The 12,822-nt window shown below is 71.4% G+C and carries 10 protein-coding genes; 6 read left to right on the top strand and 4 right to left on the bottom strand.

Features of this window, described 5'->3' with window-relative positions; translation table 11 throughout:
- Window positions 1-180: 180 nt before the first annotated feature.
- The 6 genes from DCW30_RS04350 (at window position 181) to DCW30_RS04375 (ending at window position 7,871) form a co-directional block, all read left to right on the top strand.
- Window positions 181-1,761 (top strand): acyl-CoA carboxylase subunit beta, encoded by a 1,581-nt coding sequence (locus tag DCW30_RS04350; RefSeq protein WP_076681749.1) that lies wholly within the window; start codon window positions 181-183, stop codon window positions 1,759-1,761.
- 200 nt (window positions 1,762-1,961) lie between these two features.
- Window positions 1,962-3,029 (top strand): ketoacyl-ACP synthase III family protein, encoded by a 1,068-nt coding sequence (locus DCW30_RS04355; RefSeq protein ID WP_063802716.1) that lies wholly within the window; start codon window positions 1,962-1,964, stop codon window positions 3,027-3,029.
- Window positions 3,030-3,037: 8 nt separating this feature from the next.
- Entirely contained in the window at window positions 3,038-4,033 is a 996-nt protein-coding gene (locus tag DCW30_RS04360) for a 3-oxoacyl-ACP synthase III family protein (RefSeq protein WP_237283270.1), read from the top strand.
- 25 nt (window positions 4,034-4,058) lie between these two features.
- Window positions 4,059-5,093: an aldo/keto reductase gene (locus tag DCW30_RS04365; protein ID WP_062770983.1), complete on the top strand. Its 1,035-nt coding sequence runs from the start codon at window positions 4,059-4,061 to the stop codon at window positions 5,091-5,093.
- Window positions 5,094-5,114: 21 nt separating this feature from the next.
- Window positions 5,115-6,044: an alpha/beta hydrolase gene (locus tag DCW30_RS04370; RefSeq protein WP_076681754.1), complete on the top strand. Its 930-nt coding sequence runs from the start codon at window positions 5,115-5,117 to the stop codon at window positions 6,042-6,044.
- 54 nt (window positions 6,045-6,098) lie between these two features.
- Window positions 6,099-7,871: a fatty acyl-AMP ligase gene (locus tag DCW30_RS04375; protein WP_237283271.1), complete on the top strand. Its 1,773-nt coding sequence runs from the start codon at window positions 6,099-6,101 to the stop codon at window positions 7,869-7,871.
- A 61-nt stretch (window positions 7,872-7,932) separates the two neighbouring features.
- Here DCW30_RS04375 and DCW30_RS04380 read toward each other — a convergent pair whose 3' ends face one another.
- The 4 genes from DCW30_RS04380 to DCW30_RS04395 all read right to left on the bottom strand — a co-directional run bounded on the left by DCW30_RS04380 (window position 7,933) and on the right by DCW30_RS04395 (window position 12,795).
- Window positions 7,933-8,898, bottom strand: coding sequence for a chlorinating enzyme (locus DCW30_RS04380; protein WP_076681762.1), 966 nt, complete (start codon window positions 8,896-8,898; stop codon window positions 7,933-7,935).
- 91 nt (window positions 8,899-8,989) lie between these two features.
- Window positions 8,990-10,627 carry a pyridoxal-dependent decarboxylase gene (locus DCW30_RS04385; RefSeq protein ID WP_076681765.1) on the bottom strand — a complete coding sequence of 546 codons (1,638 nt, stop codon included), beginning with the start codon at window positions 10,625-10,627 and terminating at the stop codon, window positions 8,990-8,992.
- 44 nt (window positions 10,628-10,671) lie between these two features.
- A complete protein-coding gene (locus tag DCW30_RS04390; RefSeq protein ID WP_076681768.1) occupies window positions 10,672-12,180 on the bottom strand; it encodes an APC family permease in 1,509 nt (502 codons plus the stop codon).
- A gap of 111 nt (window positions 12,181-12,291) precedes the next feature.
- Window positions 12,292-12,795, bottom strand: coding sequence for a 4'-phosphopantetheinyl transferase superfamily protein (locus DCW30_RS04395; protein ID WP_076681771.1), 504 nt, complete (start codon window positions 12,793-12,795; stop codon window positions 12,292-12,294).
- Window positions 12,796-12,822: the final 27 nt, after the last annotated feature.

Below are 12,822 nucleotides of genomic sequence, written 5' to 3' on the forward strand. Positions count from 1 at the left end.
GGGCCCGCGACCGCACGGGATTCCCTCCGCATACGCCTGCATGAATTCTGCACAGCCTTTTATGAATTTCTCAGGCGTCCGTATTCGTCATTCATTTTCACGCACTACCGCCACCTCCGAGATATATCATCCGAATCCCCGTCATGACTGGGGCATTGATGACCCGGTTGAGGAGGCAGAATGGGCACCATGCGGGATGCGGTCGACGACCTGCATCGACGCTGTGAAGCCATTGACGCACGTACGGTCCGGATGGCCGAGAAGCAGCATTCACAGGGCAGGATGACCGCTCAGGAACGCATAGATCTTCTTCTGGACCCCGGTTCCTTCGTCGAGATCGACCGGTTCGCGCGCCCCGGGTCCGAAGCGGACACGGACGGCGAGTACGGCGACGGCGTCATCACCGGATACGGGGAGATCGACGGCCGCACCGTCTGCGTCTTCAGCCAGGACGCCAGCTACAAGGGAGGCTCGCTCGGCAAGGTGCACGGCCGCCGCATCCTGAAGATCATGGAACTGGCGATGAAGACGGGGCGGCCCCTGATCGGCATCAACGACGGGGGCGGCGCCCGCATCCAGGAGGGTGTGGAGTCCCAGGCGATGTACGGGGAGATCTTCCAGCGCAACGTACAGGCGTCGGGCCAGATCCCGCAGATCTCGTTGATCATGGGCTACTGCGCGGGCGGCGCCTCGTACTCCCCCGCGCTCACCGACTTCGTGGTCATGGTCGACCAGACCTCACACATGTTCATCACCGGCCCCGACGTGGTGAAGACGGTCACCGGCGAGGACGTCGGCTTCGAGGACCTCGGCGGCGGCAGGACGCACAGCACGAAGTCGGGCAACGTGCACTACCTGGGCGCCGACGAAGAGGACGCCCTCTCCTACGTCAGGGTGCTGCTCTCGCACCTGCCGGACAACAACGCCTGCGAGGCCCCCGTCTTCGACGCCATGGACTGGACGGGCAGGCCGCTGGTCGACCGGGCCCCGCTGGACCTGGAGAAGAAGCTGAACTCGCTGATCCCGGACTCGCCGACCGAGCCGTACGACATGCACGAGGCCATCGAGGGCGTGGTCGACGACGGTGAGTTCCTGGAGGTCCAGGAGCTGTTCGCGCGAAACATCCTCGTGGGGTTCGCCCGCGTCGAGGGCCGCAGCGTCGGCATCGTCGCAAACCAGCCGCTGCACTTCGCCGGCTGTCTCGACATCGACGCCGCCGAGAAGGCGGCGCGCTTCGTGCGCACCTGCAACGCGTTCAACGTGCCGATCCTGACCTTCGTGGACGTGCCCGGCTTCCTGCCCGGCACCACCCAGGAGTGGAGCGGCATCATCCGGCGCGGCGCGAAGCTCATCTACGCCTACGCCGAGGCGACGGTCCCCATGGTCACCGTGATCACGCGCAAGGCGTACGGCGCCGGGTACGACGTGCTGGGCTCCAAGCACCTCGGCGCGGACGTCAACCTGGCCTGGCCCAGCGCGGAGATCGCGATCATGGGGGCACAGGGCGCGACGAGCATCGTGCACCGCCGCCGGCTGGCGAAGGTGCGCGAGGAGGGCGGGGACGTCGAGGCGGTCCGGGCGGAGCTGGAACGGGAGTACCAGGACCGCTACTGCACGCCGTACGTGGCGGCCGAACTCGGCTACATCGACGGGGTCATCACCCCCGCGGACACCCGCAAGCACGTCGCCGGAGCCCTGCGCGCGCTGCGCAACGAAGCGGTCCCCGCGCCACGGGCGCACCGGGGCAACATCCCCCTGTGATCCCGCCCGGGGAAAAGGACCACGGCCGCGGTCACGGCACCGTCGAATAATGCGGCCGGCCGCCGCATCACGCCTGTGCACTCTTGAGCGCAAGGCGTGAGAATTTAATATGCGGACCATCCGGGCGGCGCTGGTAGCGTGAAATCCATTCCGGCGGAGGAATTCTATCCGCGGGCATCGAAACTCGGAGGAAGTGAAGAATGACCGCTCCTGTCTACATCACGTCGGCAGCCGCCTGGATTCCGCCCGCCGAATCGGCCAGAGAAGCAGTGGCCGAAGGCAAGTACGCTGCCGAGGATTTCGAAGAGAACAAAATGCTCTGCCTGCCGGTCGTCGCGGACGAGACCTCGGTCCCCGACATGGCGGCCTACGCGGCGCGGCGCGCGCTCGACCGTGCCGCGCACGTGGTCGGCGGCAGACTCGACGCGCTCGTGCACGCCTCCGTGTACCACCAGGGCCGCGACTACTGCTGGACCTCGGGCCCGTACATCCAACGGGAGCTGGGCATCACCGGCGCCTTCGCGGTGAACGTGCAGCAGCTGTCGAACGGCGGCATGGTCGCGATGGACCTGGCGGTGTCCCAGCTCCAGGCCGGCCGCGGGACGAGCGCCATGGTCACCACGTCGGACCGGTTCTGCCTGCCCGGCATGGACCGGTGGCGGGGCGCGTACGGCATCGTCGTCGGCGACGGGGCCACGGCCATGGTGCTCTCCACCGCCGGCGGCTTCGCCCGCGTACACGCCATCGGGTCCTACACCGACGCCTCGCTGGAGCCGCTGCACCGCGGCAACCACCCCTTCACCACGTCCCCGCAGCCCAAGGTCGACGACCTGCGCGCGCCCAAGAAGTCCTACCTGGCCAAGGTCGGCAAGGAGTCGGTGATGCAGCGCGCCGAGGTGGCGCTGCAGGACATCGTCGGCTCGGTGCTGGACAAGACCGGCCACAAGCTCGACGACTTCGCCAAGATCCTGATGCCCAACATGGGCCACGGCCTGATGACCGCCCAGTTCCTGGAGCCGCTGGGCATCACCGCCGACCGCTCGCTGATGGACTGGGGCCGCTACACGGGGCACCTGGGCGCGGGCGACCTGCTCGCGGGAGTGGCCCGCGTGGTGGAGAAGAAGCTCGTCCGCGAGGGCGACCTGGTTCTCCTGGTCAGCGCCGGCGGCGGTTACTCACTGACCGTGGCGGTGCTGGAGATCGAGTCGGTTCCGGAGTGGCCCGAGGCCACCACGGACTTCGCCCTGCCCGCCGACGTCACGGAATGAGGCCGCCCATGACCGTGCCCTCAGCACATGTCGCGATACTCGGCACCGGGGCCTACGTCCCGGACCGCGTCGTGTCCAACACCGAGGTCGGCGCGCCCGCCGGGGTCGACGACGCCTGGATCGCACGCAAGACCGCCATCCGCGAGCGCCGGTGGGCCGCGCCGGGGCAGGCCACCTCCGACCTCGCCACCGGCGCCGCGCGCAGGGCCCTGGACGCGGCGGGGATCACGGCGGACCAGCTGTCCACCATCGTGGTCGCCACCTCGACCCCGGACCACAAGCAGCCGGCCACGGCGGTGTTCGTGCACCGGAACCTGGGCGGGGCCGCGCCCGGCGTCTCGGCGTTCGACGTGAACGCGGTCTGCGCCGGCTTCACCTTCGCCCTCGACGTGGCCCACGGGATCATCGCCAAGTCCGGCGGCTACGGGCTGGTCATCGGCGCCGACCTGTACTCCCAGATCCTGGACCCGGCGGACAAGAAGACCGTGATCCTCTTCGGTGACGGCGCCGGCGCCGCGGTCATCGGCGCGGGTGAGGCCGGCCACCACATCCGTACGACGGCGTTCCACATGTACAGCGACCTGTCCGACCTCGTCGTCGTGCCGGCGGGCGGCAGCAGGCTGCCGCACGACCCGCAGACGCACGCCGCGGGCCTGCAGTACTTCTCGATGGAGGGGCGCGCCATCCGGGACTTCATCATCAACACGGTGCCCGGGCTGGTGAAGCAGTTCCTGCACGACTGCGAGGTGCTGCCCACCGACATCGACCACCTGATCCCGCACCAGGCCAACGGGGTCATGCTCGACGACCTGTGGGCCAAGCTCGACCTGCCGAGCGCCACGCTGCACCGCACGGTCGGCGCGTTCGGCAACGTCGGCTCCGCGTCGGTCCCGCTCACCCTCGACCAGGCGGCCCGCTCCGGGGAGCTGCGCCGGGGCGACCGGGTGCTGATGCTCGGCATGGGCGGCGGGTTCGCCGTCTCCCTGACGCTGATCGACTGGTGACCAGGTCGCTGGAGAGGAGACGGTCATGGAATACCGACGGCTCGGAGCCTCCGGTCTGCACGTCCCGGTCCTGAGTCTGGGCGCGGCCACGTTCGGCGGCCGCGGCAGCCTGTTCAGCGCCTGGGGCAACACCGACGAGCAGCAGGCGCGGGGCATGGTCGACATCTGTCTGGACGCCGGTGTGTCGATGTTCGACACCGCCGACGTCTACTCGGACGGGGAGTCGGAGAAGCTGCTCGGCGCGGCGATCGCCGGGCGCCGGGACCGGGTGCTGCTGTCCACCAAGACGGGCACTCCCACCGGTGACGGGCCCGGCGAGATGGGCTCGGGGCGGGCCCGGCTGATCAAGGCGGTCGAGGGGTCGCTGCGCCGTCTGCGCGTGGAGCACATCGACCTGTTCCAGTTGCACGTCTTCGACTCCGGCACCCCGGTCGAGGAGACGCTCGCGGCCCTGGACGACCTGGTCCGCTCGGGCAAGATCCGCTACGTGGGCGCGTCGAACTTCGCCGGCTGGCAGCTGATGAAGTCCCTGGCCGCCGCCGACCGGCGCGGCTTTCCCCGCTATGTCGCCCATCAGGTCTACTACTCGCTCGCCGGCCGTGACTACGAGTGGGAGCTCATGCCGCTCGCCCACGACCAGGGCGTGGGCGCGGTGGTGTGGAGCCCGCTGGGCTGGGGCCGCCTGACGGGGAAGGTCCGCCGCGGACAGCCGCTGCCGGAGGCGAGCCGACTGCACCGTACGGCCGCGGCCGCACCGCCGATCGACGACGAGCGGCTGTACGACCTGGTCGACGTGCTCGACGACATCGCCGCGGAGACGGGCCGGACCGTGCCTCAAGTGGCGCTGAACTGGCTCCTGACCCGGCCGACAGTGGCGACGGTCATCATCGGTGCGCGCAACGAGCAGCAGTTGCGGGACAACCTGGGCGCGGTCGGCTGGCAGCTGGACGCCGAGCAGTTGTCCCGGCTCGACAAGGCCAGTTCGGTCACCGCGCCGTACCCGTACCACATGTACAGCCGGCTGCGCGGATTCAAACCGTTGAGTCCTTCGCTGGTGTGACGCAAGGAGAGTTCCTTGGGCATGGACCGTTTCGTCCGCGCATTGATCAAGTGGCAGGCCGGCGGGCGACCCGAACCGGCGCGCACCCTCCCCGTGGCGCAGGTGCGCGCCCGCTACGCCGCGCAGGCGGCTCACGCGCGCGGCGGCGCCGCGCGGGATGCGGGCATCGAGACGAAGGACCACGTGCTGGACGCCGTCGACGGCGAGTTCGGCGTCCGGACGTATCTGCCGCCCACCGACCGGGGGCGTCTGGTGACGTATCTGCACGGGGGCGGGTGGGTGGTCGGTGACGTCGACACGCACGATCCGGTGTGCCGTCGTGTCGCCGGCGTCCTCGGCGCGGTCGTCGTCTCCGTCGGCTACCGGCGTGCGCCGGAGCACCCGCACCCCGGGCCGCTGCGGGACGGCATCGCCGCCTCGGAGTGGGCGGACCGCGCCTTCCCCGGCCGCCACCACGTGATCGCCGGGGACAGCGCGGGCGGGGCCCTGGCCGTCGGGACCGCGATGCACCACCGTGACCACGGCGGCATCCGGTTCGCCGCGCAGCTGCTGGTGTATCCGCCGGCCGACCCCTACCTTCGGTCGCCGTCCGTCCGCCGGTACGGCACGGGGTACCTGTCGGAGGTCGACGACCTGCGCTGGTACTACGACCAGTACGTTCCGGACCCGGCACGCCGCGCGGACCGGGAGATCGACCTGCTGGGCGCCGATCACCGGGGGCTGCCGCCCACCGTGGTCGGCACGGCCGAGTTCGACCCGTTGCACGACGAGGGTGTCGAGCTCGCGGTGCGCCTGGCGGCCCACGGCGTCGAGGTGCACCACGTGCCCGCTCCGGGGCTGGTGCACGGATACCTCCTCATGGCCGACATCGTCCCGGCCGCCGCGGTGGCGACGAAGAAGGTGCTGACGGCGGTGGAACAGATGCTGGCCCCGATGCCCATGGCGCAGTAGCGCCGATGACCCCGTTCCGCTCGAAATCCCCGCATGCATGAGGAGATCCGACCCGTGACCAGCACCGGACCGAATGTGACCGTGGACGTGCGCACCCTGGCGGACGCCCTGCAGTTGCGCGGCGAGACACAGCCCGGCCAGACCGCCTACGTCTTCCTGCGCGACGGCGAGGAGCCCGGTGAGACGCTCACCTACGGCGGCCTGCACCGCGACGCCGCCGCGCGGGCGGCCACGTTCGCCGCCCAGGGGCTCTCCGGGCGCGGCGCCGTGCTGCTCTATCCGGCCGGGCCGGAGTTCGTCCGCACCCTGCTGGGGTGCATGTATGCGCGGGTGGCCAGCGCGCCCGTGCAGGTGCCGCGGCGCCGCGAGGAGGTGGAGCGGCTGCGCCGGATCGCCGACGACGCCGGGACCTCGACCGTCCTGACCACCGCGGAGGTCGCGGGCGAGGTGCGTGCCCGCTTCGGTGACATGCCGGAGTTGCACGGGCTGAGGTGGGTCGCCACCGACACGCTGCGCCACGACCCCGATAGCGTCGCCCCGGCCCTGCCGGGCCCCGAGGACATCGCGCTGCTCCAGTACACCTCCGGCTCGACCGGCAGCCCCAAGGGCGTCATGGTCAGCCACGCCAACTTCCTCGCCAACGTCATCGAGACCGATCAGCTGTGGCCGTGCCGGCCGGGCAGCGCGGTCGTCAACTGGCTGCCCCTCTTTCATGACATGGGCATGCTCTTCGGGGTGGTCATGCCGCTGTGGGCGGGCATCCCCTCGTATCTGATGGCGCCGGAGGCCTTCATCCGCCGCCCGGCCCGCTGGCTGGAGGCCATCGCCCGCTTTGGCGGCACGCACGCCGCCGCGCCCAGCTTCGCCTACGAGCTGTGCGTGCGGGCCGCGGCGGAGGGCAGGACCGGGGGCGTCGGTGACCTCTCCCGGTGGCGTGTGGCCGCCAACGGGGCCGAGCCGGTGCGCTGGAGCACCGTGCGCGCGTTCACCGACGCCTTCGCGCCGCACGGCTTCGACCCGCGTGCCATGTGCCCCGGATACGGCCTTGCGGAGAACACGTTGAAGGCCACGGGCTCCCGCCGGGACCGGGAGCCCACCGTCTTGTGGCTGTCCGCCGAGGCCCTGCGCAACGGCACCGCGCAGCCCGTCGACGACCGTGCCGCCGACGCCGTCCCGCTGGTCGGCAGCGGCGGCACGGTGGGCGGCACCCGGGTGGACATCGTCGACCCCGCCACGCACCGCCTTCTGCTCGAGGGGCAGGTCGGCGAGATCTGGATCAGCGGTCCCTGTGTGGCGCGGGGCTACCACGGGCGCGCCGAGGCGAGCGAGGAGACCTTCCGGGCCCGCCTCGCCGGCCCCAAGGCGTCCGGCGCGCCGCGGTTGCGCACCGGGGACCTGGGATTCCTGCACGGCGGGGAACTGTTCGTCACCGGGCGTCTGAAGGACGTCATCATCCGCAAGGGGCGCAACCACTACCCGCAGGACATCGAGCTCTCCGCCGAGCTCGCGCTGCCCGGCTCGCACCCGAACTGCGCCGCCGCCTTCTCCAGCGAGGACGGCGAGCGGGAGCGGCTCGTGGTGGTCGTCGAGGCCGACGGCCGGCTCCTGAACTCCCTGGGCGCAAAGGAGGTGCGCCGCCGGGTGCACGACGCCGTACGGGAGCGGAACAGGATCGTCCCCGACCAGGTGCTCGTCGTCCGGCGCGGCGCCGTGCCCAAAACCTCCAGCGGCAAGGTGCAGCGCCGGGCGTGCAAGCGGCGCCACGAGAGCGGCGACCTGCCCGTCATCGGCGTGCCCGCGGCGTCGGCGGCCACGACACCGGCGTGAGGGGGGCGCGGCGGCCCGTCGGCCAGCCGCGCCCCCCCTTTTCCTGGGGCGGGTCCGGAGCTCAGGAACGGGCGGGCGCGCCGTCGCCGCGGCGGCGGAAGGCACGGCCGGTGGTGGTGCCCGTGGCGAGGCGGTTGTGGCCGAAGCGGTCCTCGCCGCTGACCAGGACCGTCCCATACCGTTCGAGGCTCGCCCGACCGCCGTACTCCTCGACCTCCGAGGCGCCGGGGTAGACCCGCACGCAGGTGGGGACGTAGCGCGCCGAGAAGCCCATGCGCATGCGTCTGGTTCGGCCGGCGTGCGGGTGCGAGGCGTGCAGCAGACGCGAGGAGAAGAGGACGAACTGCCCGGCGCGCATGTCCACGGACACGGCCTGTGACTCGTCCGGCTGCCAGCCGGGGTCGATCTGGAGTTCGCGGTAGTCGTAGCCGAAGAAGCCGCGCCGGACGCCGTTCTTCTCCACGGAGATGTTCCGGTCGGGGTCGTAGCGCATCGGCTTGGTCTCGTCGTAGTACATGGTGCGGTGTGTGCCCGGGATGAACTGCAGGCCGCCCATGTCGGCGGTGGCGTCGGTGAACGCGCACCACACCGTGAGGGAGCCGCTCTGCTCCGAGCCCCGCGGCCACTGGATCTGGGGCCGGCCGCAGGCGTTGGCGAAGGTGGCCGCCTGGTGCCAGTCCGTGCCCTCGTTGCCCGGGTACTTGGGGAAGAAGTCCGAGCGCCAGCACAGCACGTCCTCGCCGAGCACGGAGGCGACCCGGTCCACGATGCGCGGCTGGGTGATGTGCTCGGCGAGGAAGGCGTTGTCGAGGTGCCGGTCGTAGTTGGACAGGTTCGCCGCTCCCGACCCGTCGGATTCCTCCCGGTACACCGCGGCGCTGCGGTCGGCGAGGGCCTGGCGGGCCCTGGCCCATTTCCGCTCGATCTCGTCGGGCTGGTAGAGCGTGAAGGGGCCCGCGTAGCCATTCCGGTGGAAGTTCGCCAACTCCTCGGCGGTGAGCCGGAAGCCGTGCTGTGGAGCGGACATGTCTCTCCTCGGTGATGGCTCGGGACGGTTGCGGGGCCCTGTCAGGGGGCCCCGGAACACATCGCGGACGTCGGTGGCGGATTCGTGTGGGTCAGGGCGAGCGGGGGAAAGCACCCGGCTGCCGCAGCTCGCCGATGAGTTCGTCGACGCGCTGCCTGGTGAGGTGGCGCATCGCGTATAGGTGGACGTAGGCGCGTGCCGCGCCGTCGGCGTGCACGGTTTCGCCGGAGAGGGAGTAGCGGCGCACGATGTCCGCCCGCGGCTGGCGGAACCGCACGGTCAGCGACTGCGGGCTGCGCGCCACCCACAGGTCGCGGCCGAGCTGTTCCTGCAGCGCGAGCAGCCGCGCGTGGGTGTAGGCGGCGAGGTCGTCGCACCGGGCCGCGAGCCGGACCAGGTCGTCGTAGGAGTGACGGGCCAGGTAGTCCCACATCAGCAGTGCGGAGAAGCCGTTGCGGGAGCCGGCGAAGGTGGTGTCGGCGGCGCCGATGTACTCCGATGCTCCGGGCGGGGCCATCTGCAGTCCGGTACGGGTCATGAACACCCCGCACGCCCACGGCGTCCCCATCCACTTGTGGCCGCTCATGGTCAGCGAGTGCACGTCGGGGAGCCGGAAGTCGAAGGCCGGCGGCGCCTGTTGGACCATGCCGACGTCCCTGGCCATCTCCAGGTAGGGAGTGTATCCGGCGCCGAGGGCCCCGTCGACGTGGACCCAGAATCCCGACCGTTCCTCGGGGCCGCCGCTCTCGCCGCGGACCCGCCGGCTGTCCAGGCCGTACTGGGCGCAGATGCCGCGCACCGTACGGGCGACCGCCTCGACGTCGTCGTAGGCGCCCTTGAAGGTGGACCCGTGGTTGAGGCTGACCAGGATGGGGTGGCCGCGGCTGGCGAAGAACCGGACCAGGACGGCGAGCTGTTCGACGTCGATGGCGCCGTGCTCGGTGGAGGGCACCTGCCGCGGCCAGGGGGTGCCCGGGGCGAGGGGGTTGTCGTCGGGGTAGCGCGTGGAGCCCAGGGCGTGGAAAGTGTCGATGTCCAGCGCCCGTACCGCCTTGGTCAGCGAGTAGTGGGTGTCCTCGGAGAAGAACGCCACCGGGTGGAAGGCGTGCGCTCCCGCGCCGCGCGGCGTCTGTCCGGCGGCGGTCTCCCGGCCCGGTTGGCGGGGGTCGGCGCGCAGGGGCCTGCCCGACAGGTAGTCCCGTGCGTTCCACAGTCCGTACAGGTTCCCCTCGCTGGAGCCCATGGTCAGGACGTAGCCCCAGTAGGATTCGGGGTCCTTGGGGTCGTGCGGCCACTTCGCGTGCCACAGCGAGGCGAAGTAGTCCAGCACGGCCCGCTCCAGGACCTTGGAGTTGAGCGTGTAGGAGCCGGACTGGTAGGGGTCTCCGACGTTGTTCAGGTGCCGGTTGAGGTAGTGCCCGAGGCGTCCTTCGTAGTCGAGCGCGCTGGTGACCTGGTAGCCGGCGAAGTTGCGTGTCTGGGTGTCGATGTGGCTGCGAAAGAGCGCCTCGGCCTCGGTGTACTGGTTCGCGTCCAGTCCGGTGGGCGGCAACTGCACTTTGTGGTGGGGTACTTCGGGCACCGCGATGTAGGCTTCCCGGGGGTCGGAGGACGGCGGGGTGCCGTAGGGCCGGCCGCCGACGACCCGCAGGCCGCTGAAGGTCTTCTGCCACGGTGTGTCTTCGGGACCGAAGGGTATGTCGGCGTGCGTTTCGGCTTCACGGGCCATGGGGGCTGGTCCTTTCGCTGCGTGGTCCCCGGGGCGGGCCGCGGTCACGGCGCGGCTCGGGAGAGGCTGCCGGAGGAGTCCCCGGCCGGGACGGCGGGCGCCGGCGCGGGCGGTGGTGGCGATGCCGGCGTGGACGCGCCGCCCAGGCGCGCGTACCGGCCCGGGCGGGCCGAGCGCAGCCAGGAGGCGAGGGCGACGCCGAGGCCGGCGACCAGCAGCAGGAGCCATGGCAGGGCGGTGACGAGCGGCTCGTCGGTACCGGTCAGCACGTCGAAGTTGGACAGCACGAGTACCGCCGCGGAGATCAGCCCGAGGGCTCCGAGCGCGGGCGCGACGACGGTCTTCCAGCGTCCCTCGCGCTGGTGGCGGAAGTAGCCGATGACGGCCACCGAGGCCACGGCCTGCAGCAGGATGATGCCCAGGGTGCCAAGGCCCAGCATGCTGGTCGACATGTTCACATACGGGTCGAGGCCCGCGACCGCGAACAAGGTGACCACCGCCGCGCTGAGGACGGACTGGACCACGCTGGCCCGGTGCACGCAGCCGTGCCCGGCGTGGGTGGCGTGGAGTGCGTGCGGCAACAGCCCGTCGCGGCTCAGGGCGTACATGTACCGGTTGGCGGCGTTGTGCAGTGCCAGCCAGGCGGCGAACAGGCTGGTGCACAGCAGGATCTGCATGGTGACGGTGGCCGGGTGGCCCAGGTAGTCGTCGCTGAGCAGGAAGAACAGGTCGCCGAGGTGGCTCTCGGCCTGGGCGCGCACCCGTTCCGTCCCCAGGGCGCCGACGGCGGCCCAGCTGGTCAGGGCGTAGAAGGAGGCGACGGTGAGCACGGCGACGACGGTGGCGCGGGGCACGCTGCGGTGCGGCGCCTTGGCCTCCTCCCCGTACAGGGCGGCCGATTCGAAGCCGAGGAAGGAGGCGAAGCCGAACATCACGGCGACGCCGAGCCCGGGGGCGAGCATCTCGTGGGGGGTGAAGGAGGCGGCGGGCAGCGCCGCGCCGCCGTGGCGGACGAGGATGGCGATGTCCAGGGCGATCAGGATGGCGATCTCGCACACCATGCACAGGGACAGCAGCCGGGCGCTGAGGTCGGCCTCGCGGTAGCCGAGCATGCCGACCAGGAGCAGGCCCAGGCCCGCCCACAGCTGCCAGGGCAGGTCCAGGCCGTGGGCGGCGGCCACGTTCTGGGTGAAGTAGGCGAAGGCGCCCAGGACCCCGACCGTGGCGGCGTTGTAGGCGAGCACCGCGAGCAGTCCCGAGCCGGCCGCCGTGCGGCGGCCGAGGCCGTGCGCGATGTGGGTGTAGAAGCCGCCCATGTGGCTGATCCGCCGGGCGATGGCGGCGTAGCCGGCTGAGAAGCACAGCAGGGTCAGGCCTGCGAAGAGGAACATGGCCGGTACGCCGGGACCGGTGCCGATGGCGAAGGCGAGCGGGACGGTGAACACCATCGCGGCCAGCGGGGCGGCCGCGGCGATGATGATGAACACGATCTTCGGGGTGGTCAGCGTGCGCGGGAAGCGTGCGCTCCCCTCGGGTGGAGGTGTGCTGGTCACGAAGGTCTCCAGATGAGGACGTCGGCCCGCGCCGGGCGGCGGAGCAGGCCCGTACGGGGGGGGCGGGTGGGTGAAGGGAGCGAGGTGTCGCGCTGTCTGCCTGCGTGGAGGTCAGCGCCGGATCGCCACGGCGAACGAGAGGTCCGCCTGCGAGCCGATCCACAGGGGCACCGTCTCGCCCCGGTAGGTCGCGCTCAGCGCGCCGGCGGCCTGGGCGAGGCCGATCTGCCAGAACAGGAACTCCCCCAGCGTGCCGATGCAGTTCATCGCCTTGAACGCGGCCTCCTTGGCGGCGAACAGGTCGCGCGCGGTGTAGGGGCCCGCCGGGGCGAGGAGCCGGCGTCGCTCCCCTTCCCGCAGGACGAAGGCGGCCACGCGCGGGGGGATGAGCGCGGACTCGATGTCGACGCCGACCGCTTCGGCGCCGGGGCTCACCACGGCGGCCGCGAGCCGGCCGGTGTGGGAGATCGAACCGGTGAACCCCGGGGGGAAGAGCGGTCTGCCGTCCCGGGCCCGCGGCACGGTCCGCTCGGCCGACCCGGCCGCGGCCAGTGCCGCGGCGGCCGCGCGGCGGCCTGCCGCGAACTGCTCGGCCGGCCCGTGGGGGGCGGGCACCGCAGACGTCGCCATTGACGTCCGCGG

Source organism: Streptomyces alfalfae (assembly GCF_004127445.1).
Lineage (GTDB): Bacteria > Actinomycetota > Actinomycetes > Streptomycetales > Streptomycetaceae > Streptomyces > Streptomyces alfalfae.

Coding starts and splice junctions, on each gene's coding strand:
- DCW30_RS04350 (WP_076681749.1), top strand. CDS start 181: ATGGGCACCATGCGGGATGCGGTCGACGACCTGCATCGACGCTGTGAA.
- DCW30_RS04355 (WP_063802716.1), top strand. CDS start 1,962: ATGACCGCTCCTGTCTACATCACGTCGGCAGCCGCCTGGATTCCGCCC.
- DCW30_RS04360 (WP_237283270.1), top strand. CDS start 3,038: ATGACCGTGCCCTCAGCACATGTCGCGATACTCGGCACCGGGGCCTAC.
- DCW30_RS04365 (WP_062770983.1), top strand. CDS start 4,059: ATGGAATACCGACGGCTCGGAGCCTCCGGTCTGCACGTCCCGGTCCTG.
- DCW30_RS04370 (WP_076681754.1), top strand. CDS start 5,115: ATGGACCGTTTCGTCCGCGCATTGATCAAGTGGCAGGCCGGCGGGCGA.
- DCW30_RS04380 (WP_076681762.1), bottom strand. CDS start 8,898: ATGTCCGCTCCACAGCACGGCTTCCGGCTCACCGCCGAGGAGTTGGCG.
- DCW30_RS04385 (WP_076681765.1), bottom strand. CDS start 10,627: ATGGCCCGTGAAGCCGAAACGCACGCCGACATACCCTTCGGTCCCGAA.